The organism is Streptomyces sp. NPDC041068 (assembly GCF_040647455.1).
GTDB lineage: Bacteria > Actinomycetota > Actinomycetes > Streptomycetales > Streptomycetaceae > Streptomyces.
Genome location: NZ_JBEZCG010000007.1, coordinates 211,027 through 231,220 on the forward strand (window position 1 = coordinate 211,027; position 20,194 = coordinate 231,220).

Below are 20,194 nucleotides of genomic sequence, written 5' to 3' on the forward strand. Positions count from 1 at the left end.
CGGGCTGGTTGAGTTCGACCCGCGGGCGTGGCACGCGCTGCCGGCGGGAGCCGTCCCGACGGGCCGCGCCCGCCCCGGATGTGATGCCGGAGGCGAAGAGCCACACGTTGGTCCGGTCCGGAGGAGTCGAGCCGTGGATGGAAGATGTTCCCGTCGAGCTCGGCGGGCGGCTTCTGGCGCTGCCATTCGGTGCCGTCGTAGTGCACCAGGAACTGACTGTCGGGGGGGGCGTCCATGCTGCCGTTGCGCCCCTCGTATCCCGCGGGCCATGTGTCGTCGGCGGACGCCGCGGTGAGGGCCGGCGCGGCCAGGATCACGCCGGTCTTCTTCATGGCCCTCTTCTAGCGCTTCAGGGTGACGACGACGGCTTTGTGCGTGGGTGATCCGGACTGCAGGACGTCGACCTTGCCGACGCCGAGCACCTTGTCCGTGCCCGGTACCGGAATGATCCGCTTGAGCCAGAGCTGCTGCTCCGATTCCGGGCGCACGCCGTCGGCCGTCGCGGGCAGCCGGTGCTTCTTGATCTTGGTGCAGGTGCCGTCGGTGGTGAGGTGCCAGTTGCCGTTCATGAAGAAACCGCGGTTGCCGTCCCGCATCACGGGGGTGCGGTACTCGCATGCTCCGGGGAACGGCTCGGAGTCCGTCCAGCGCGAGCCGTCCCAGCTCAACAGGACGGCCTCCGACTCCGGATCGCGGACCTCCTCGCCGTCGTACCCCTTGTAGGAGTGTCCTCCGTAGACACGGGCGTACGTCTTGGAGGCGACGTCGATCCCGGTGAACTCGGCGTACGGCTCGGGCGGCACCGGATCGGGGAAACGGAACGCAGGGGTCTTGGTGAGCGACCACTTCTTGCCGTCGAAGTGGGCCGCGGCGAGCTGCCTGACCTCGCCGCCGGGACCGCCGACGCCGGGTCCCGTCGTCCGGGCGCCGACCGCCCACACGTCGTCCCGGGCCGAACCACCGAGGGCGACGATCTTCTCAGCGGGCAGGGGCGTCACCGTCCAGCGGCTGCCGTCCCAGTGCGTCACCTTGCCGTCGCCTTGGAGCACCCACACATCGTCCGGGGAGATGACCTCGACGTCCTTGATCGGCCCGGCCGGAGCGTTCCCCACGGGCCCCCAGCGGGTGCCGTCCCAGAGCGCGTACCTCGGGTTCGCCGGGGCCGACGCGCTGTTCTCCGTGGTGTGCAGCCAGATGCCCGCCGATCCCAGGGACTCCATCCGCGAGATGAACGGATTGCCCTTGATCGGCATCGGCTCGCGCGACCACTTCTTGCCGTCGAAGTGCAGCAGGTGCCCCTTGGCGAACCGCCCGTCGTCGACGCGGTCGGCGCCCAGGGCCCAGATGTCGTCCGGAGCCAGAGCGGCCCCGTCGATCAGATCGCCGTCGACGTCGTCGATGCGCTCATACTCCCAGGATAGCCCGGTCGCGCGGGGCTTCGGCCCGGAGTCGGTGTCTTCCTCGGGCCGCTCTGTACCGCAGCCCGCCGCCACGACGGCGAACACGACGGCAAAAGCCGCCGACCTCCGCATTCTGCGCATGGTCCCCCCGGCACGATCGGCCGGGGGCGCCGCCCCCGGTCAGCGAGCGGGCAGCGTACCCCGCGCCGCGGGGGCCTGGGCCTGAGGGGGCACTACAGTGCCGCCGAAAACGAAGTCGCGCAGCTTGCGCCAGATGCCGTCGGCACCCTGCTCGTACAGGGCGAAGCCGGTGCAAGGCCACTCCGCCTCGTACTCGGCGAGCTCCTCATAGGCACGGTCCATGGCCTCTTCGGAGATGCCGTGCGCCACCGTGACGTGCGGGTGGTACGGGAACTGCAGCTCGCGCGCCACCGGCCCCGACGCGTCCCGCACCCGCTCCTGCAGCCAGGAGCATGCCGAGGCGCCCGCCACGACCTGTACGAAGACGACGGGCGACAGCGGACGGAAGGTGCCCGTCCCCGAGAGGCGCATCGGGAAGGGGCGCCCGGCCGCCGCGACCGAGACGAGGTGCGCCTCGACCGCGGGCAGCGCCGAGGCGTCGACCTCGGTGGGCGGCAGCAGTGTCACGTGTGTGGGGATGCCGTGCGCCGCGGGGTCCCCGAAGCCCGCACGCCGCTCCTGGAGCAGGCTGCCATGTGGCTCCGGGACCGCGATCGAGACGCCGATCGTTACGGTCCCCACGTCGTGCTCCTGTCGTCGTGTCGATGGGCAAGGGGGCGCTGCCCGGCGGGCAGCGCGAGTACGGCTGTTGCGCTCGGTCCGGCGGCTCAGTGCTTGGCGGGCAGGAAGCCCACCTTGTCGTACGCCTGCGCGAGGGTCTCGGCGGCGACGGCACGGGCCTTCTCCGCGCCCTTGGCCAGGATCGAGTCGAGCGTCTCCGGGTCGTCCAGGTACTCCTGGGTGCGGTTCCGGAACGGCGTCACGAACTCGACCATGACCTCGGCGAGGTCGGTCTTCAGCGCACCGTAGCCCTTGCCGGTGTACTTCTGCTCCAGTTCCGCGATACCGGTGCCGGTGAGCGTGGAGTAGATGCTGAGGAGGTTGCTGACGCCGGGCTTCTCCGCCACGTCGTAGCGGATCACCGTGTCGGTGTCGGTGACGGCGCTCTTGACCTTCTTGGCGGTGGTCTTGGGCTCGTCGAGGAGGTTGATCAGACCCTTCGGCGTGGACGCCGACTTGCTCATCTTGATCGACGGGTCCTGGAGGTCGTAGATCTTCGCCGTCTCCTTGAGGATGTACGGCGACGGCACCGTGAACGTCTCGCCGAAGCGGCCGTTGAAGCGCTCGGCGAGGTCACGGGTGAGCTCGATGTGCTGGCGCTGGTCCTCGCCGACCGGGACCTCGTGGGCCTGGTACAGCAGGATGTCGGCGACCTGCAGGATCGGGTACGTGAAGAGGCCGACGGAGGCGCGGTCGGCGCCCTGCTTGGCGGACTTGTCCTTGAACTGCGTCATGCGGGAGGCCTCGCCGAAGCCGGTGAGGCAGTTCATCACCCAGGCGAGCTGGGCGTGCTCGGGCACGTGGCTCTGGACGAAGAGCGTGCAGCGCTCGGGGTCGAGACCGGCGGCGAGCAGCTGGGCCGCGGCGAGCCGGGTGTTGGCGCGCAGCTCCGCGGGATCCTGCGCGACCGTGATCGCGTGCAGGTCCACCACCATGTAGAAGGCGTCGTGGGACTCCTGCAGCGCCACCCACTGGCGCACCGCGCCGAGGTAGTTGCCGAGGTGGAACGAGCCGGCGGTGGGCTGGATCCCGGAGAGCACACGAGGACGTTCAGAGGCCATGGTCCCCATTCTCTCAGGTGACTCTCATAGCTCGGAAACAGGTGTGTGACGGGTGGGAACCGATCGGGCACGGCCGGTGTATCAAAGGTGTGAGGGCACAGGGGGAGGTCCTGGAGGGGGGCCGCGTCGTCGACGAGGGTGCGGTGATCGCCCGCGTGCGCGCCGGAGAAGCGGAGGCGTACGCGGAATTGGTGCGCGCGTTCACCGGCATCGCACTCAGGGCGGCGGTGGCACTCGGCGCGGGATCGGACGCGGAAGACGTGGTGCAGCAGGCCTTCTTCAAGGCGTACTGCTCGCTGGGGCGGTTCAGGGACGGCTCGGCGTTCAAGCCGTGGCTGCTCGCGATCGTCGCCAATGAGACGAGGAACACAGTGCGTTCGGCGGTCCGGCAGCGTTCGGTCGTCGGCCGGGAGGCGGCGCTCGCGGAAGCGGAGCCGTTGATACCGGAATCGGCGGACCCGGCGGTCGCGGCCCTGCGGGACGAGCGCAGGACGGCACTGCTCGCCGCCCTGGACCAGCTCGGCGACGACCACCGCCTGGTCGTCACCTACCGCTATCTCCTGGAGATGGACGAGACGGAGACGGCCCAGGCGCTCGGCTGGCCGCGGGGCACGGTGAAGTCCCGGCTGAACCGCGCGCTGCGCAAGCTGGAACGACTGCTTCCCGGGGAGGGAGGTGAGGGACATGAGTGAGCGGCACCACGAGGGCGAGCCGGCCGACGCGGACGAGGCGGCGCGGCTGCGCGAGGAACTGCGCGCGCTCGGCCGGTCGATGGACGCGCGGGAGCCGGGCGGGGAGACGATGGCCGAGCGGGTCATCGCGCAGATACTCGCGGAGCGGGCGCCGGTCCCGGTGGCCGAGCCGCCCGGCGCCGTCGAGCGGCTGCGCCGGCTGCGGCGCGGTCTTCGGATGCGGTGGCGGACGGTGACGGCGGCGCTGTGCGGACTGCTGACGGTGCTCGCGCTCACGCCTCCGGTGCGGGCAGCGGTCTTCGACTGGTTCGACTTCGGCGGCGTCGAGGTGCGGTACGACCCGTCGGCGACACCGTCGGCCGGTCCGGGCGCGCCCGGGTGCGCCGATCCGGTGTCCGTTGCGCAGGCCCGGCGCCTGGCCGGGTTCACTCCCGCGGTGCCCAAGGCGCTCGGCGCACCGGACGCGGTGTCGGTGACGCGCGAGCCGGGCTCCCGTGTCCTGGTCAGCCTCTGCTGGCGCGAGGGCGACCGGACGATACGCCTGGATGAGTACGGGGCGCTGCTGGACCCCGGCTTCGCCAAGACGGTGCCGGTGCTGCCCGACTGGGTCGAGGTCGGCGAGGAGACGGGGCTGTGGTTCGCGCGGCCGCATCGGCTCACGCTCTGGCTGGTGGAGGAGGACGGCGACCGCTGGCGTCGGACCGAGCGGACGGCGGGGCCGACGCTGCTGTGGACGCGCGGGCAGGAGCTGACGCTGCGGCTCGAAGGGGTGGCGTCGAAGGAGCGGGCGCTGGAGATCGCGGAATCCGTTCCAAGTGGTCGGCCCGGATCGGGAACCTGAAGGCCTCGGGCGGTGTACCAGAAGTGAATCGACGCGGAGGGGCCGCGCCGACGGGCGGCTGGGGGATCGGACATGCGGACGGCAAGGGGACTGCGCGGATCGGCGGCCGGACTGGGGATCGCGACGGCTCTATTGATGCTCGGCGCACCGCAGGCATCGGCCGGCGGCCCGACGAGCGTGCTGCTGGTCTCACCGGAGAGCACGAAGAGCGCGTCGCTCTACTACAACGCCGAGGAATACGGCCAGCTGGAGCGCTGGATGGAGCCCGCCGACGGCACCAAGAAGCGGGGCGAGAATCCGCCGGGACTGAACATCGGCGACGGCAGCCGACAGATCAACATCACATGGATGGTCCACGACGTACAGCCATGGCGGGTGGATCGGGCCTATCCACCAATGAACGGCAAGGGAGACGACGTCTGGGTGCACAGGTCGACGGACATCGAATCGCTGCAAGGCGAGTGGTATCGCGCCAAGGAACCCAAGCACCTGATCTCCCTGTTCAAGGAGCTCGGACTCCTCGGCAAGGCGTCCGACGAGGGAAGCTCCGGGATCGCACCGCGCACGGAGACCAGCCCGGAGCCCACGGCCTCCGAGGAGAACAAGGACCAGCAGGCGGCCGCCACAGGGGGCGGCGGACCAAGCAGTGACGGCACGGAGTGGTGGTGGGCGATACCGGGCGCCGGAGCAGGTGCCGCCGCCGCACTGCTGCTGCGGGGGCCGGTGACCGAGGGCTGGACGGCAGCGAAGACCTGGCGCCGTCGGCCTCGGGAGACGGGGCCGCGGCAGGAGTTGCGGGACATCTGATCGAAGGCCGCCCCGCTGCCCCTGCCCCGCCACGGGGGCAGGACAGGGGCGGTGGGGCTGCGGCTTCGGCCAGGGAGTGTCCTGTCGATCTGGCCGGCTGAGTAAAACCAGGTGCGGCCGGTCGCCGCGCTGGTGTGAGATGCGGGACATGACGATCGTTCTGAACCAGCCCGGCGTCGACGGGCTGACCGGGGCCGTGGATGCCCTCCGCGTATGGCAGGACGACCGCACGCCGCTGCAACTCCATCCGGGAGACCTCGGCTGGGCCTGGGCACTGGGGGCAAAGAGGCTGGCCGCGGCCGTCCGCACGTGGAGCGTGGACGGACGGATCATTGCCGTCGGATACCTGGACGGCCCTGATGTGCTGCGCCTGACGACCGCGCCGGACCTGCGACAGGACGAGGCTCTGGCGCGTCAGCTGCTGGCGGACCTCAATGATCCGGAGCGCGGGCTCCTGCCACCGGGGAAGGTCGGCCTCGAAATCCCCAACGGCGCCCTGCTCCGCGAGGTCCTCCTGGAGGCGGGCTGGAATCCGGACGAGCCGTGGACGCCGCTGCGCCGCGACCTCGCCGAGCCGGTGGCGGACTCCGGCCTGCGGATCGAGGTAGCCGGTCCGGAGACGGCGGGGGTGCGGACCGCAGTCCACCGCTCGGCGTTCGGCAGCCCGAAGTTCACCGAGGAGATCTGGCACGTCCTCGCGGCCGGGCCGGTCTATGCCGACGCCCGCTGCCTGATCGGCTACGACGACCAGGACAACGCGGTGGCCGCGGCGACGGTCTGGTCGGCTGGGCCCGGCAAGCCCGGCCTGCTGGAGCCGTTGGGCGTGCACGCCGACCATCGCGGTCGCGGCTACGGGACGGCGATCAGCATCGCCGCTGCGGCGGCGCTGCGTGAACTGGGTGCATCAAGCGCACTCGTCAGCACCCCGAGCTCGAACGCTGCCGCCGTCGCCACCTACAAGGCAGCTGGATACGAGCCGTCGTCCGAACGGCTGGACGTCAGCCGAGCCGCCTGAAAATGATCAGGCGGCGGTATCGGACAGGCCGCGTCGCTGCCTCTGGCTGGGGCCGAACGCCCTTTGAGGACATGGGGGGTAGGTCGGGAGTTCGATGATGGTCGGATGGTTCGTCGTGGTGAATTGACCGATGCGGCCTGGGCGCGGATCCTGCCGCTGATGCCGCGCTCCGACGGGCGTCGTGGCCGGTGGCGGGATCATCGCCAGGTCATCGACAGGACACGCCCCAGGCGGTGGGCAGGCCCGGGGCCGGGTGGGCTGTCATCAGGTCGGCGACCTCGGACCTGATCTTCGCCAGGGCGTGCTCGTCACCGGTGCGCGCGGCGGCGACACCTCGGTCGATCCACTCGGCGACGGTCGCCATGTGCTCCGTGCCGAGTCCACGGGAGGTGAGGGAGGGGGTGCCGATCCGGACGCCCGAGGGGTCGAACGGCTTCCGGGGGTCGAACGGCACGGTGTTGTAGTTCACGACGATCCCGGCCCGGTCCAGGGCCTTCGCGGCGACCTTGCCCGGAACGTCCTTGGGGGTGAGGTCCATCAGGATCAGGTGGTTGTCGGTGCCTCCGGAGACCAGGTCGAAGCCGCGGGCGAGCAGGGCGTCGGCGAGGGCCTTGGCGTTGGCGACGACCGCGTGGGCGTAGTCGCGGAAGGAGGGGCGGGACGCCTCGTGGAGGGCGACCGCGATGGCCGCGGTGGTCTGGTTGTGCGGGCCGCCCTGCAGGCCGGGGAAGACCGCCTTGTCGATGGCCTTGGCGTGCTCCTCGCGGGACATGAGCATCGCGCCGCGCGGGCCGCGCAGGGTCTTGTGGGTGGTCGTGGAGATCACGTCGGCGTGCGGCACCGGTGAGGGGTGGGCGCCGCCCGCGATCAGACCGGCGATGTGCGCGATGTCGGCCACCAGGACCGAGCCGGCCTCGCGGGCGATCTCGGCGAAGGCGGCGAAGTCGATGGTGCGAGGGAGGGCGGTGCCACCACAGAAGATCAGCTTGGGGCGTTCCTTGAGGGCGAGGTCGCGGACTTCGTCGAGGTCGATGCGGCCGTTCGTCTCGGGGTCCGAGGTCCGGCGCACCCCGTACTGCACGCCGCGGAACCACTTGCCGGTGGCGGAGACGCCCCAGCCGTGGGTGAGATGGCCGCCCATCGGCAGGGCCATGCCCATCACGGTGTCGCCGGGCTCGGCGAAGGCGAGGTACACGGCGAGGTTGGCCGGGGAACCGGAGTAGGGCTGGACGTTGGCGTGCTCGACGCCGAAGACGGCCTTGGCGCGGGAGACGGCCAGGCGCTCGACGGGGTCGATGTTCTGCTGGCCCTCGTAGTAGCGGCGGCCGGGATAGCCCTCGCTGTACTTGTTCTGCAGGACGGTCCCGGAGGCTTCGAGGACCGCGGTGGAGACGTAGTTCTCGCTGGGGATCAGGCGCAGGGTGTCGGCCTGCAACTGCTCCTCGGCGGCGACGAGGGCGGCGAGTTCGGGGTCCTCGGCGGCGAGGGCGGGATGGTGCCGAGTGGAAGAGGAAGGGAGAGTCATGGCGTCCTCCGGGGCGAGCGGTGAGTGTCCGGTCGTGGTCCCGGGTGCCCAGGCGGGCGGCACCTCGAAGGGTTCTGCCTCGCACGGCTTCCTCGGGGTTCGTTCCCCGTACGCCAGTCGCCGTGCTGTAGGGGCCACCATAGCTGGCACGCCGATACGGCATGTTTCTTCGTCCGCGATGCGAGCGACGATAGAACTTGGGCGCCACACCCGCCCCACGCCGCAGGACGATCGGAGACCCCGTGTCGACTACGCCATCTCCCTTTGGATCATCTTCGTCAGCTGCTTCATCTTCGTCAGCCGCTTCAGCTGCGTCGTCGTCTTCGTCATCGGCCACCGAGGAGTTCATCGCCTCGGCCGAGGCGCACAGCGCGCACAACTACCATCCGCTGCCCATCGTGGTCGCCTCGGCCGAGGGTGCGTGGATGACCGACGTCGAGGGGCGCCGCTATCTCGACATGCTCGCCGGGTACTCGGCGCTCAACTTCGGGCACGGCAACCGCCGGCTCATCGAGGCCGCCAAGGCGCAGCTGGACCGGGTGACGCTGACCTCGCGGGCCTTCCATCACGACAGGTTCGCCGAGTTCTGTACGCGCCTGGCCGCGCTCTGCGGCAAGGAGATGGTGCTGCCCATGAACACCGGCGCGGAGGCCGTCGAGACGGCCGTCAAGACCGCGCGGAAGTGGGGGTACCGGGTCAAGGGGGTGCCGGACGGGCAGGCGAAGATCGTTGTCGCGGCCGACAACTTCCACGGGCGGACCACGACCATCGTCAGCTTCTCCACGGACGAGGACGCGAGGGCGGACTTCGGGCCGTACACGCCCGGCTTCGAGATCGTGCCGTACGGCGATCTGGCGGCGCTGCGGGCTGCGGTCACCGACAACACCGTCGCGGTGCTGATCGAGCCGATCCAGGGCGAGGCCGGGGTGCTCGTGCCGCCGGCCGGATATCTGGCGGGGGTCAGGGAGTTGACCCGGGAGCGCGGGGTCCTCTTCATCGCGGACGAGATCCAGTCGGGGCTCGGCAGGACGGGCCGCACGTTCGCGTCCGAGCACGAGGGCGTGGTACCGGACATGTACGTGCTGGGCAAGGCGCTCGGAGGCGGGGTCGTGCCGGTCTCTGCGGTCGTGGCCGACGCGGATGTGCTCGGGGTGTTCAAGCCGGGTGAGCACGGGTCGACGTTCGGCGGCAATCCGCTCGCCTGCGCCGTGGCGCTCGAGGTGATCGACATGCTGTCGACGGGCGAGTTCCAGCAGCGGGCCACGGAGCTGGGCGAGCATCTGCACGCCGAGCTGGGGCTGTTGACCGGGACCGGCAAGGTGACGCAGGTGCGGGGGCGTGGGCTGTGGGCGGGCGTCGACATCGCGCCGTCGTACGGCACGGGCCGGGAGATCTCGGAGAAGCTGATGGATCGGGGGGTGCTGGTCAAGGACACGCACGGTTCGACGATTCGGATCGCTCCCCCGCTGGTGATCAGCAAGGAGGATCTGGACTGGGGGCTCGATCAGTTGCGGGCGGTGTTGAGTTAGCGGAGGTAGCGGCGGCGGCAGCGGAGGCAGCGGCGGCAGCTGAGTTAGCGGTGGGCGTGGTGGCTCTCGTCGCTTCGGCTCGTCGTAGCAGTTCGTCGTAGCTGCCCGTTGGAGCTGCTCGTCGTAGCTGCTCGTTGGAGCTGCCCGTCGCAGCTGCCCGTCGGGTGCGGGGAGTACAGGGAGAGGGCGGGTCAGGCTTCCGGTTCCTCCGCTTCCCTCTCGTGGGCCCCCCTCTCGTGGGCCCCCCTCTCGTGGGCCCCCCTCTCGTGGGCTCCCTTCTCGTAGGCCGCTTTGAAGGGGGTGTCGCCCAGGGCCGTTCGGCTGCGGTGCGTGGCGCGGTCCACGTCCTTGCGTTCCGCGGAAGGCAGGGGTGCGCCCTCTGCCTCGCGGATGCGGGCGCCGTGCCGAGGAGGCCGGCGGCGCGGGTGTGGTCGCCTGCCGGGGAGTGGGCGCCCGCGAGGCCTTCCAGGGCCAGGGCCACGGCGCGTTCGTCGCCGGTCGTGCGGGCCACCGCCAGGCCCTCGCGGTGGAGGTCCTCCGCGCGGGCCGCGTCGCCTCGCTGTTCGGCGACGTATCCGAGGTGGGCCAGGATCAGGGCCGTGCCGGAGTCGACTCCGAAGCGACGGTTGAAGTCCAGCCAGGGCAGCAGGAGTTCCTCCGCGGTGTCCAGGTCACCGCAGTGGCGGGCGCCGATGGCGAGGCCCGTCTCGGCGAACTCGCTCGGGCCCTGGAACCGTCCGACGTCAGGGGCTTACGGACGCCGGACGTCGCCCGTGCGTGGACCGTCAGTGTTCCGTGCGCGCTCCCCTGCACAGTCGTTCCCGTGACCGCGACACCGCGGTCACGGAAACCGAAAGGACCGAGCGGCCAGGCCCGGCCCACCCCGCCCCGCCCCGCGCCGCCCCGAGGAGTCACCATGACCGCATCGCGCGAAATCCGTCTCGCCGCCCGCCCCGCCGGTGAACCCACCGCCAGCGACTTCGAGTTGGCCACCACCGAGGTCCCCGAGCGGCTCGGCGAGGGGCAGGTCCTCGTCCGCAACACCTGGATGTCGGTCGACCCCTACATGCGGGGCCGCATGGACGACGCCCCGTCGTACATCCCACCGTTCCAGCTGGGCGCCCCCCTCGAAGGCGGCGCGGTGGGCGAGGTCGTCGCCTCCGAAGCCGCCGATGTGCCGGTCGGCGCGACCGTCACGCACTTCCTCGGCTGGCGGGAGTACGCCGTGCTCGACGCGGCCGCGGTGACGGTCGTCGACACCTCGATCGCACCGGCCGCCGCCTACCTCGGCCCGCTCGGCGCGACGGGTCTGGCCGCGTACGCCGCGCTGACCCGCATCGCCCCGGTGCGCGAGGGAGACGTCGTCTTCGTCTCCGCCGCGGCCGGCGCGGTCGGCAGCGTCGCCGGCCAGATCGCCCGTGAGCTCGGCGCCTCCCGGGTGATCGGCTCGGCGGGCGGCCCGGCGAAGACGAAGAAGCTCCTGGACATCTTCGGGTACGACGCCGCCATCGACTACCGCCGGGGCGGCCTGCCCGAACAGCTCGCGCAGGCCGCGCCCGACGGCGTGGACGTCTACCTCGACCCGGTCGGCGGCGACCACCTGGAGGCCGCGATCGGCGCGATCCGTCCCGGCGGCCGCATCGCACTGGTCGGCGCCATCAGCACCTACAACGCGACCGACCCCGCGCCGGGGCCGAACAACCTCTTCCAGGCGGCCAAGCAGGAGGCGACGCTGCGCGGCATGCTCGTCACCGGCCACCTCGACCTGTTCCCGGAGTGGACCGGCCGGGCGGCACCGCTGCTCGCCGACGGCCGCCTGCGCACCGAGCAGACCGTCGTGGACGGGCTCGACCGGGCGCCGGAGGCATTCCTCGGGGTGCTGCGCGGGGCGAACACCGGCAAGATGCTGGTCCGGCCCGGCGCCGACGCCTGACGGGCGGACAGGCGGACGGGCAGGCAGACGGGCGGACGGGCGGAGGTCAGGCCATTGCCACCTTGGTGATCCGGTAGGTGACCTTGTACTTCCACTTGCCCATCCAGGTGCCGCCCTCGAAGGCCCAGGGCTTGTCGCCGCTGTGCAGTTCCGAGACGGGCAGGCTGAAGGTGAGCTGGCCCAGCTCGTCGTCCGGGTCGGCCTTCCTGAGGACTTCGGAGGCCGCGGTCATGGTGACGTCGATCAGCTGCTGTCCGACCTGTCCCTGAATGGGGGTGAGGTTGTTGACGGCGTTCAGCATTTCCTTGAGTGCCTGGCCATACCTGCCCCAGTCGGCGACGAAGTCCTCGTCGAACGCCGCGATTCCGAGGTGCAGCGTTTCCGAGAGGGGAATCTCCCCCTCGAACACCACGGCCTCGGCCGGGTTGAATGGCTTGGTCTGCTGGTCATTGATGTCGATCGGCTTGGTGAGCACCACATTGCGCTGCTCACCGCCGATGACGCCGCCCACGACGTAGAACTCGTCGCCGCCGAGGTTGTCCTCGGTGTCGTAACAGTGCACGTTGACCAGCTCGACGCGCAGACGCGCCTTGTCACTCGCCATGAATTCGGATTCCTTCCGCGAGGCATGAGTGAACGAATGGGCAATGCGCCATCAGTCTGCGGAGCCCCGCGCAGGGCGAACAGAAGTGATTCCGGCCAGCTGGACACCGACCGGATTCTGCACAGATGCGTGAGCGACCCGGGAATGGAGACGACTCACGTGACGTTCACCGCATCTGCAGAATTCGAACTCGCCCTGCAGACAGGGCGAGTTCGGCCGTCATACGGAATTCACAGAATTACGTGAGGGATGAACCGCGCGTACTCGTCCGTGATGAGCCCCGACGATTCCCTGATGCCGAGCCCCGCCGCCTCGCCCTCCACGACCCACGCGCCGAGCACGACCCGGTTGCCGTCGAAGTCCGGCAGCGGCGCCAACTCCTGATAGCAGCACGCCTCTTCACGCAGGACCGGTGCGGGGGAACCCGACACGGAACCTGACGCGGAACCCGACGCGGAACCCGACACGGAGCCTGACGCGGAGCCTGACGCGGAGCCTGACGCGGAGCCTGACGCGGAACCCGGCTCGTGCACCGTCACCCCGGCGCCCTCCCTGCCCAGCAGCGGCTTCGCCACGTACCCGGTGGACGCGGCCAGTTCGCGCGGGCCGTCCAGGTAGGCGGGCAGCAGGTTCGGATGCCCGGGGTAGAGCTCCCACAACACCGCCAGCAGCGCCTTGTTGGACAGGAGCATCTTCCAGGCCGGCTCGATCCACAGCGTCGATCCGGTGCCGCCGCCGTTGTCGAGGGTCTCCATGACGTGCGGCGCGAAGCGGTCCGTGGTCAGCCACTCCCACGGGTAGAGCTTGAAGCAACTGCGCATGAAGCGGAGCTTCTTGTCGACGAAGCGGCGCGAGAGCCGGTCCCAGCCGATGTCCTCCATGGAGATGGACTCCGTGGCAAGGCCCGCCTGATCCGCCGTCTCGCGCAGATACGCGACCGTCATCAGGTCCTCGCCGAGCTCGTCGGCGGCGGAGTGCGCGAAGTACAGCGGGCCGCCGGGCGGCAGCAGCGGGGCCTGCTTCTTCCAGGCGTCGACGAGACGCTCGTGCAGGGAGTTCCACTGGTCGGCGCCCGGGAAGCGCTCCTCCATCCAGAACCACTGCGGGCTCGCCGCCTCGACCAGGGAGGTGGGCGTGTCGGCGTTGTACTCCAGCATCTTGGCGGGGCCCGTGCCGTCGTAGCGCAGGTCGAACCTGCCGTACAGGGAAGGGAGTTCGTCGCGCCGGCGCCAGGCCTCGGTGACGGCGTCGGCAACCCGGGGGTCCGTGATGCCGAGGTCGGCGAGGCGGTCGTGCTCGACGATGTGCGCGGCGGCGGCCAGGCACATCGCGTGCAGTTCCTCGACGACCTCCTCCAGCGCCTCGACCTCGGGGAGCGAGAAGACGTAGTACGCGCTCTCGTCCCAGTAGGGGCGCAGGGTGTCGTCGGGGTAGCGGGTGAGCGGATAGATCAGCCCCTGGTCCTCGACGGTCTGCTGCCAGCCGGGGCGGGGGTCCGTGGTGCGGCGTTCCATGAGTCGTACGCTTCCGAGTCCGATGCGAGGTCCGGGTCCGATGCGAGGTCCGGGCCCGATGCGAGGTCCGGGTCCGGCTCAGCCGCCGCCACTGCCGCTGCCCGAGCAGCCGAAGCCGTCGCGGTCCACGGCCTCGCTGCGGCTGAAGGTGCCGTAATCGGCGTAGCGGCCGTCGACTTCGGAGTCGTAGTACCAGGCGGGGTCGGTGCGACCGGAGGACTTGCCGGTGCCGGTTCCCGTACCGGAACCCGTGCCGTACGAACCCGAGCCCTTCTTGCGGGCCTTGCCCGACGAAGACGAAGACGAAGACGACGAGGACGAGGACGAGGACGACGAGCAGTTCTTGTCGGCCATGACCTTGTACCCGAGGATCGCGTCGTAGCTGTCCCGGTCCACACAGCGCCGGTCCGGGTCCGAGCCGCAGGAAGTCAGGGCCGCCGCGAGGACGCCCATGCCGCCGAGGACGACGGTGCTGGAGCGCAGCCGCCGTGGTTGCTTCTGTGTCATGTGGTGCCGATCCCCCGTGCTGCTCCGCGCTTCGTACGCGGTGTCGCGTACACGATCAGCGATCAGCGTAGGGAAGCACCCGCGCGCCGTGCCAGGCGGCTCCACCGGATATCCCTTGGGTCTCCTTTGACTCACCTTCATCTAAAGTCACTTCGTGTCTCTTGGGATGATTTGCGCACTCGGCTCAGCGGTCTGCTTCGGCACCGCATCGGTTCTGCAGGCGGTCGCCGCGCGCGCCACCGCGCCGGGCACCGGCTCCGGCGTCGACCCGGCGCTGCTGCTGCGCGCGCTGCGCCAGTGGCGCTACCTCGCGGGGCTCGGCCTCGACGGGCTCGGTTTCCTGCTGCAGATCGTCGCCCTGCGCTCCATTCCGATCTACGCGGTGGGGGCGGCGCTCGCCGCGAGCCTCGCCGTCACGGCGGTGGTCGCCGCGCGGCTGCTGCATGTGCGGCTCAGCGGTGTCGAGTGGGGGGCGGTGGGGGTCGTCTGCGCAGGGCTCGCGATGCTGGGGCTCGCGTCCGGGGACGAGGGGGATCACGGGGGTTCGACGGCGCTTCGGTACGTGATGCTGGGCGTCGCGGTGGCCGTGTTGGTGCTCGGGGCGCTGGCGGGGCGGTTGCCGGGGCGGGGGCGGGCGTTGGCGCTCGGGCTCGGGGCGGGGTGCGGGTTCGGGGTGGTCGAGGTGGCGGTGCGGCTCATCGATGACGTGTCGCCGGGGGCGTTGGTCGCCAATCCGGCTGTGTACGCCTTGGTGGTGGGGGGTGGGGCGGCGTTTCTGCTGCTTACGTCTGCGTTGCAGCGGGGGTCGGTGACTGCCGCCACCGCGGGGATGGTGATCGGGGAGACGATCGGGCCTGCGTTGATCGGCGTGGTCTGGCTTGGTGACCGGACGCGGGAGGGGCTGGGGTGGCTGGCGGTGCTGGGGTTTGTGGTGGCGGTTGCGGGGGCGTTGGCATTGGCCCGGTTCGGAGAGGCGCCGGCGGATGGGGCTCGGTAGGCCTCCGGCGGTTCCTTCCCCAAGCCCGCCCCTTCCCGAAACTGGGGCTCCGCCCCAGACCCCGCTCCTCAAACGCCGGAGAGGCTGAAGAATTGGTGCCCGGGGGGGCTGAAGAGCTGGCGCCGGACGGGCCGAAGGACTGGCGCCGGACGCACTGAAGAGTTAACGCCAGACGAACTGAAGAGCTAGCACCGGCGGGCTGAATGGTTGGTGCCGGAGGGACTGAGGAGCTGGCGCCGGACGTGCCGAAGAGCCAGCGCCCGAGGCACTGAAGAGCTCGTGCCGGACGTGCCGAAGAGTTAACGCCCGAGGCACTGAAGAGCTCGTGCCGGACGTGCCGAAGAGTTAACGCCCGAGGCACTGAAGAGCTAGCACCGGACAGGCCGAAGAGCCAGCGCCCGAAGCACTGAAGAGCTCGTGCCGGACAGGCCGAAGAGTTAACGCCAGACGAACTGAAGAGCTGGCGCCGGACGCGTTGAAGAATTGGTGTCGGGCGGGATCGATCCGCTGAGCCTGTCCGGCGGTTGAGTACGGGCTCGGCGGAGCCGGTGACTTACGGCAGCACCCGGCACAGTGCCTCAAGCGCCCCCGCCCACCCATGCTCCGCAGGAGTCCCGTACCCCACCACCAGCGCGTCCCTCTGTCGTACCGTCGCCCGGGGGTGGCGGAAGCGGGAGAGGCCCTGTACCGCCAGGCGTTCCCAGTTGGCGGCCTGGACGATGGACTGTTCCGTGCCCGGCGGGAGTTCGAGCACCGCGTGCAGGCCCGCCGCGATGCCCGTGGCGCGGACCTCGGGAGACCGTGCCGCCAGCGCCTCGACGAGCTGGTCGCGGCGGCGGCGGTAGCGGAGTCGGGCGCCGCGCACATGGCGGTCGTACGCACCCGACGTGAGGAACTCCGCCAGCGTCAGCTGATCGAGCGTGCCGCAGGACAAGGCCGCGGCGTCCTTCTCGCCGAGCACCTCGTCCCGCACGCCTGACGGCACCACCATCCAGCCCAGGCGCAGGCCGGGCGCGAGGGACTTGCTGGCCGTGCCGAGGTAGACCACGCACTCGGGGTCGAGGCCCTGGAGCGCGCCGACGGGCTGACGGTCGTAGCGGAACTCGCCGTCGTAGTCGTCCTCCAGGATCAGCCCGCCCTCACGCCGCGCCCAGTCGACCGCCGCCGCCCGTCGGTCCGGGTGCAGCGGTACGCCCATCGGGAACTGGTGGGCGGGGGTCAGCAGGACCGCCTTCGACGAGCCCGCGCCCGAACCCAACCCGGCCGTGCTCGTGCCCAGTTCGTCGAAGTCGAGCGGTGCCGTCCGCAGGCCCGCGCGGTGCAACAGGTTCCAGTGGACGTCCAGGCCGTACGACTCCACGGTCACCTCGCGCAGGCCGCGGCGACGCAGGACCGCGCCCATGAGCGACAGGCCGTGCACGAACCCCGCGGTGACGACGATGCGGTCGGGGTCCGCGCGTACGCCCCGCGCCCGCGCGAGGTACCCGGCCAGGGCCTCGCGGAGTTCGACGCGGCCACGCGGATCGCCGTACCCGAGCGCGTCGTTGGGCGCCTTCGCCATGGCACGGCGGGCCGCCTTGAGCCACTCCGCACGCGGGAAGGAGGAGAGGTCCGGGGTGCCGGGACTCAGGTCGTACGTCGGTGCCCCGACGGGCCTACGGGTCGGCGCCGGCCGCACCGGCGGCGTGATCACACGCTCCGCCACCCGCGTGCCCGAACCCTGCCGCGCGGTGAGCCAGCCCTCGGCCACCAGATCCGCGTACGCGTCGGCGACCGTGTTGCGCGCGATGCCGAGGTCGACGGCGAGGGAACGGGACGACGGCAGCCGGGTGCCGGGGGCGAGGCGGCCACCGCGCACGGCCTCGCGCAGCGCGTCGGTCAGGCCCTTGCGGACCCCGCCGTGCGCGGCGTCACCGCCCGTCTCCAGGTGGAGGTCGACACCCAAAGTGGCCCAGGTTTCTCCCATGGAAATGGACCATACCTTTGGGCTACCGGGACCATAGTGTCATTGCCATGACGACGAACGAGAACGCCACCGCGAGCACCACATCGAGCACCACATCGAGCACCGCATCGAGCACCACCGAGAGCGCCTCCGCCAAGGAGTACGTCCACGAGCACACCCCCCGCCTCGCCTGGGCCAAGCACGCCCCCGAGGTCTTCAAGGCCATGATCAAGCTCGACACGGCCGCCCGTAAGGGACTCGACCCGGTGATCTTCGAGCTCGTCAAGATCCGCGCCTCGCAGATCAACCACTGCGCCCTCTGCCTCGACATGCACACCAAGGACGCGCTCGCGGCGGGCGAGAGCGTCGAGCGGATCATCCAGCTCAGCGCGTGGGAGGAGTCGCAGCACTTCTACACGGCCAAGGAGGTCGCCGCGATCGAGCTGACCGAGGCGATCACCGTCCTGACCGACGGCTTCGTGCCGGACGAGGTGTACGAGAAGGCCGCCGCCCACTTCGACGAGGCCGAGCTCACCCAGCTCATCGCCGCGATCACCGTCATCAACGCGTGGAACCGCTTCGGCGTCTCCACCCGCCAGGTGCCGGGTCACTACAAGGCGGGGGACCTCAAGTGACCCCTCGCACCACGCACTTGGACAAGGGCGTCGCAGGTGCGATGAGCGCGCTGAGCTCCGCCGCCAAGAAGGGGCTCGGCGATCCCGTGCTCGCCGAGCTGGTGATGATGCGGGCCTCGCAGATCAACGCGTGCGCGTTCTGTCTGGACATGCACGTGGACGTCGCGTCGGAGAACGGCGAGACGTCGAAACGGATCGCTCTTCTCAACTCCTGGGAAGAGGCCGGGGAGTTCTTCGACGAGCGCGAGCGGGCGGCGCTCGCGCTGACCGAGGCGATCACCGTGCTCACCGACGGCTTCGTGCCGGACGAGGTCTACGAGACCGCCGCCAAGCACTTCGACGAAGCCGAACTCGCCCATCTCATCGGGCTGATCACCGTCATCAACAGCTGGAACCGGCTGATGGTCAGCCGCCGCATCGCCCCCGGAGGTCCCGCATGGTGAACCCCGTCGACACGCTGCGCGCCCTGCACCACGGCCGGGCGCCCGGCGATCCACTGATCCTGCCCGGACCCTGGGACGCCGCGAGCGCCCGGGTCTTCGAGGAGGCGGGCAGCCCCGCGCTCGCCACGCCCAGCGCGGGGATCGCGCTCTCCCTCGGATACGAGGACGGGCAGGTGCCGCCGAAGGAGATGTTCGCGGCGGTCGCCCGGATCACCAGGACCGTGTCCGTGCCGGTGACGATGGACGCCGAGACCGGCTACGGCCTCACGGCCAAGGAGCTGGTGGACCGGATTCTGGAGGCGGGGGCCGTCGGCTGCAACCTGGAGGACTCGTACGGGGGCAAGGGCGCGACGGGGATTCTGCGGGATCCCCGGGAGCAGGCGGAGTGGCTCACGGAGGTGCGGGAGGTCGCGGGGGAACGGCTCGTCATCAATGCGCGGGTGGATACGTTCGTGCGAGGGGTCGCGGATCCGGAGCGGGCCATTGAGCGGGCTCGGCTCTATGCGGCGGCGGGGGTGGATTGTGTGTATCCGATCCTGGCGCCGGCGGAGGTGATTCCTGTTCTGCGGGCGGGGATCGAGGGGCCGCTGAACTTCTTGGCCACGGCGGATGGGCCATCTCCGCGGGAGCTGGGGGAACTCGGGGCCACGAGGGTGACGTTCGGGCCGGGTTTGCTGAAGCGGGCCATGGGGGCTTTGCGGGGCATGGCTGATGAGCTGACGTAGACGTGGGGATGCCGGGCGCCTCGTTGAAAAGGCACCCGGCATCTTGGTGTTGTGCCCACCCGTTCCGCCGCGCGGAACGCCTGCCCACAACGCGGACGGGGTGGGCGAGGTGGACGAGGCAGGCGTGCGGAACGCCTCTCCGCGGCCGGGGACAGCGGCAGTTGGACGGGCTGCTAGTTGGGTGGGCCAGTTGGGTGGGCCAGTTGGGTGGGCCAGTTGGGTGGGCCAGTTGTGTGGGCCAGTTGTGTGGGCTACTTAGGCAGCCACGCCTTCCACTTCTGTTCGTTCTTGTCGATCCACGCCTTCGCCGCGTCCTGCGGGGACATCTTCTTGTCCGCGATCATCAGGGAGACCTCGTTCTGATCGGCCTCCGACCACTTGAAGTTCTTCAGGAACTTGGCCGCGTCGCCACCGTTCTTGGCGAAGTCCGCGTTGAAGTACTTCTGCAGGGGCGTGTGCGGGTAGGCGCACTTGATCTTGGCGGGGTCGGCGTCGCAGCCCTCCTTGTACTCGGGCAGCTTCACCTCCGTCATCGGCACCTTCTCGAAGAGCCACTGCGGCTTGTACCAGTACGTCAGGAACGGCTTCTTCTGCTTGGCGAACTGCTCGATCTGGGTGATCTGCGCCGCCTCGGAGCCCGCGAAGACGACCTTGTAGTCCAGGTCGAGGTTCTTCACGAGGGCCTTGTCGTTCGTGACGTACGACGGAGAGCCGTCCATCAACTGGCCCTGGCCGCCGCTCTCCGCCGTACGGAACTGGTCCGCGTACTTGTTGAGGTTCTTCCAGTCGGTGACGTCCGGGTGCTTCTCGGCGAAGTACGTCGGGACGTACCAGCCGATGTGCCCGGTCACGCCGACGTCGCCGCCGGGGACGATCGTCTTCTTGTCCTTGATGTAGCGCTGTTCCTGCTCGGGGTGGCCCCAGTCCTCCATGATCGCGTCGACGCGACCCTGGCTGAGGGCGTCCCAGGCCGGGACCTCGTCGATCTGGACCTTGTCGACGCGGTAGCCCAGCTCGTGGTCGAGCAGGTACTCGGCCACGGCGACGTCCGCCTGCGCGCCCACCCAGGACTGGACGGACAGCGTCACGGTCTTGGCGCCCGCCGCGTTCGCGTACGGGGAGGACTGCTTGGTCATGTCGGCCTTGCCGCACCCGCTCAGCGCGAGCAGGGCGGCGGCCGCGGTCGCGGCGCTCAGTACACGCGTAGTACGTACTCGCAT

At 70.3% G+C, this 20,194-nt stretch carries 19 protein-coding genes, 1 pseudogene and 1 riboswitch; of the genes and pseudogenes, 11 read left to right on the forward strand and 9 right to left on the reverse strand.

Annotation, left to right across the window (positions count from 1 at the left end; translation table 11 throughout):
* Positions 1-341: 341 nt before the first annotated feature.
* The 3 genes from AB0B50_RS18090 to trpS form a co-directional block, all read right to left on the reverse strand.
* Positions 342-1,532 (reverse strand): hypothetical protein, encoded by a 1,191-nt coding sequence (locus tag AB0B50_RS18090; RefSeq protein WP_362332253.1) that lies wholly within the window; start codon positions 1,530-1,532, stop codon positions 342-344.
* 48 nt (positions 1,533-1,580) lie between these two features.
* On the reverse strand, positions 1,581-2,162 hold the full coding sequence (locus AB0B50_RS18095; RefSeq protein WP_362332256.1) for a 2'-5' RNA ligase family protein: 582 nt from the start codon (positions 2,160-2,162) through the stop codon (positions 1,581-1,583).
* An 86-nt stretch (positions 2,163-2,248) separates the two neighbouring features.
* Positions 2,249-3,262, reverse strand: a complete 1,014-nt coding sequence (gene trpS / locus AB0B50_RS18100; RefSeq protein WP_362332259.1) for a tryptophan--tRNA ligase — start codon at positions 3,260-3,262, stop codon at positions 2,249-2,251.
* A 143-nt stretch (positions 3,263-3,405) separates the two neighbouring features.
* Here trpS and AB0B50_RS18105 point away from each other — a divergent pair, with 143 nt between their 5' ends.
* From AB0B50_RS18105 to AB0B50_RS18125, 5 genes and pseudogenes are all read left to right on the forward strand, one after another.
* Positions 3,406-3,954 carry an RNA polymerase sigma factor gene (locus tag AB0B50_RS18105; protein WP_362332804.1) on the forward strand — a complete coding sequence of 183 codons (549 nt, stop codon included), beginning with the start codon at positions 3,406-3,408 and terminating at the stop codon, positions 3,952-3,954.
* A complete protein-coding gene (locus AB0B50_RS18110; protein WP_362332261.1) occupies positions 3,947-4,795 on the forward strand; it encodes a hypothetical protein in 849 nt (282 codons plus the stop codon). Before AB0B50_RS18105 ends, AB0B50_RS18110 begins: the two co-directional genes overlap by 8 nt.
* Before the next feature lie 72 nt (positions 4,796-4,867).
* Complete coding sequence (locus AB0B50_RS18115) at positions 4,868-5,602, forward strand: hypothetical protein (RefSeq protein WP_362332264.1); 735 nt, start codon at positions 4,868-4,870, stop codon at positions 5,600-5,602.
* A 148-nt stretch (positions 5,603-5,750) separates the two neighbouring features.
* The gene (locus AB0B50_RS18120; protein ID WP_362332267.1) at positions 5,751-6,617 is read left to right on the forward strand and encodes a GNAT family N-acetyltransferase; all 867 of its coding nucleotides are present in this window, start codon (positions 5,751-5,753) and stop codon (positions 6,615-6,617) included.
* Between the two features lie 105 nt (positions 6,618-6,722).
* Positions 6,723-6,833, forward strand: a pseudogene (locus tag AB0B50_RS18125) (IS5/IS1182 family transposase); the annotation flags it as partial.
* Here AB0B50_RS18125 and glyA read toward each other — a convergent pair.
* The gene (gene glyA / locus AB0B50_RS18130; RefSeq protein ID WP_362332270.1) at positions 6,826-8,142 is read right to left on the reverse strand and encodes a serine hydroxymethyltransferase; all 1,317 of its coding nucleotides are present in this window, start codon (positions 8,140-8,142) and stop codon (positions 6,826-6,828) included. The pseudogene AB0B50_RS18125 and the gene glyA overlap by 8 nt on opposite strands.
* Positions 8,143-8,181: 39 nt before the next feature.
* Positions 8,182-8,273, reverse strand: a riboswitch (ZMP/ZTP riboswitch).
* A gap of 216 nt (positions 8,274-8,489) precedes the next feature.
* On the opposite strand from glyA, the gene rocD reads away from it, so the two are divergent.
* Entirely contained in the window at positions 8,490-9,671 is a 1,182-nt protein-coding gene (gene rocD, locus AB0B50_RS18135) for an ornithine--oxo-acid transaminase (RefSeq protein ID WP_362332806.1), read from the forward strand.
* A gap of 370 nt (positions 9,672-10,041) precedes the next feature.
* Entirely contained in the window at positions 10,042-11,604 is a 1,563-nt protein-coding gene (locus AB0B50_RS18140; protein WP_362332273.1) for an NADP-dependent oxidoreductase, read from the forward strand.
* A 46-nt stretch (positions 11,605-11,650) separates the two neighbouring features.
* Here the strand turns inward: AB0B50_RS18140 and AB0B50_RS18145 are convergent, their stop codons facing one another.
* The 3 genes from AB0B50_RS18145 to AB0B50_RS18155 all read right to left on the reverse strand — a co-directional run bounded on the left by AB0B50_RS18145 (position 11,651) and on the right by AB0B50_RS18155 (position 14,229).
* The gene (locus AB0B50_RS18145) at positions 11,651-12,208 is read right to left on the reverse strand and encodes a hypothetical protein (RefSeq protein ID WP_362332275.1); all 558 of its coding nucleotides are present in this window, start codon (positions 12,206-12,208) and stop codon (positions 11,651-11,653) included.
* Positions 12,209-12,438: 230 nt separating this feature from the next.
* Positions 12,439-13,722, reverse strand: coding sequence for a glutathionylspermidine synthase family protein (locus AB0B50_RS18150; protein ID WP_362332278.1), 1,284 nt, complete (start codon positions 13,720-13,722; stop codon positions 12,439-12,441).
* 78 nt (positions 13,723-13,800) lie between these two features.
* On the reverse strand, positions 13,801-14,229 hold the full coding sequence (locus AB0B50_RS18155) for a hypothetical protein (protein WP_362332281.1): 429 nt from the start codon (positions 14,227-14,229) through the stop codon (positions 13,801-13,803).
* 166 nt (positions 14,230-14,395) lie between these two features.
* On the opposite strand from AB0B50_RS18155, the gene AB0B50_RS18160 reads away from it, so the two are divergent.
* Positions 14,396-15,226 carry a hypothetical protein gene (locus AB0B50_RS18160; protein WP_362332808.1) on the forward strand — a complete coding sequence of 277 codons (831 nt, stop codon included), beginning with the start codon at positions 14,396-14,398 and terminating at the stop codon, positions 15,224-15,226.
* 553 nt (positions 15,227-15,779) lie between these two features.
* On the opposite strand, the gene AB0B50_RS18165 is transcribed toward AB0B50_RS18160, so the two are convergent.
* Positions 15,780-17,192, reverse strand: a complete 1,413-nt coding sequence (locus AB0B50_RS18165; RefSeq protein ID WP_362332284.1) for a PLP-dependent aminotransferase family protein — start codon at positions 17,190-17,192, stop codon at positions 15,780-15,782.
* Between the two features lie 47 nt (positions 17,193-17,239).
* Here AB0B50_RS18165 and AB0B50_RS18170 point away from each other — a divergent pair, with 47 nt between their 5' ends.
* Genes AB0B50_RS18170 through AB0B50_RS18180 form a run of 3 tightly spaced genes read left to right on the forward strand, consistent with a single transcriptional unit; the run spans position 17,240 to position 18,974 of the window.
* Positions 17,240-17,806: a carboxymuconolactone decarboxylase family protein gene (locus AB0B50_RS18170; RefSeq protein WP_362332287.1), complete on the forward strand. Its 567-nt coding sequence runs from the start codon at positions 17,240-17,242 to the stop codon at positions 17,804-17,806.
* Positions 17,803-18,249 carry a carboxymuconolactone decarboxylase family protein gene (locus tag AB0B50_RS18175; protein ID WP_362332290.1) on the forward strand — a complete coding sequence of 149 codons (447 nt, stop codon included), beginning with the start codon at positions 17,803-17,805 and terminating at the stop codon, positions 18,247-18,249. The genes AB0B50_RS18170 and AB0B50_RS18175 overlap by 4 nt, the downstream gene beginning before the upstream one ends.
* Positions 18,243-18,974 (forward strand): isocitrate lyase/phosphoenolpyruvate mutase family protein, encoded by a 732-nt coding sequence (locus AB0B50_RS18180; protein WP_362332293.1) that lies wholly within the window; start codon positions 18,243-18,245, stop codon positions 18,972-18,974. The genes AB0B50_RS18175 and AB0B50_RS18180 overlap by 7 nt, the downstream gene beginning before the upstream one ends.
* A gap of 251 nt (positions 18,975-19,225) precedes the next feature.
* Here the strand turns inward: AB0B50_RS18180 and AB0B50_RS18185 are convergent, their stop codons facing one another.
* Positions 19,226-20,194 carry an ABC transporter substrate-binding protein gene (locus tag AB0B50_RS18185; protein ID WP_362332296.1) on the reverse strand — a complete coding sequence of 323 codons (969 nt, stop codon included), beginning with the start codon at positions 20,192-20,194 and terminating at the stop codon, positions 19,226-19,228.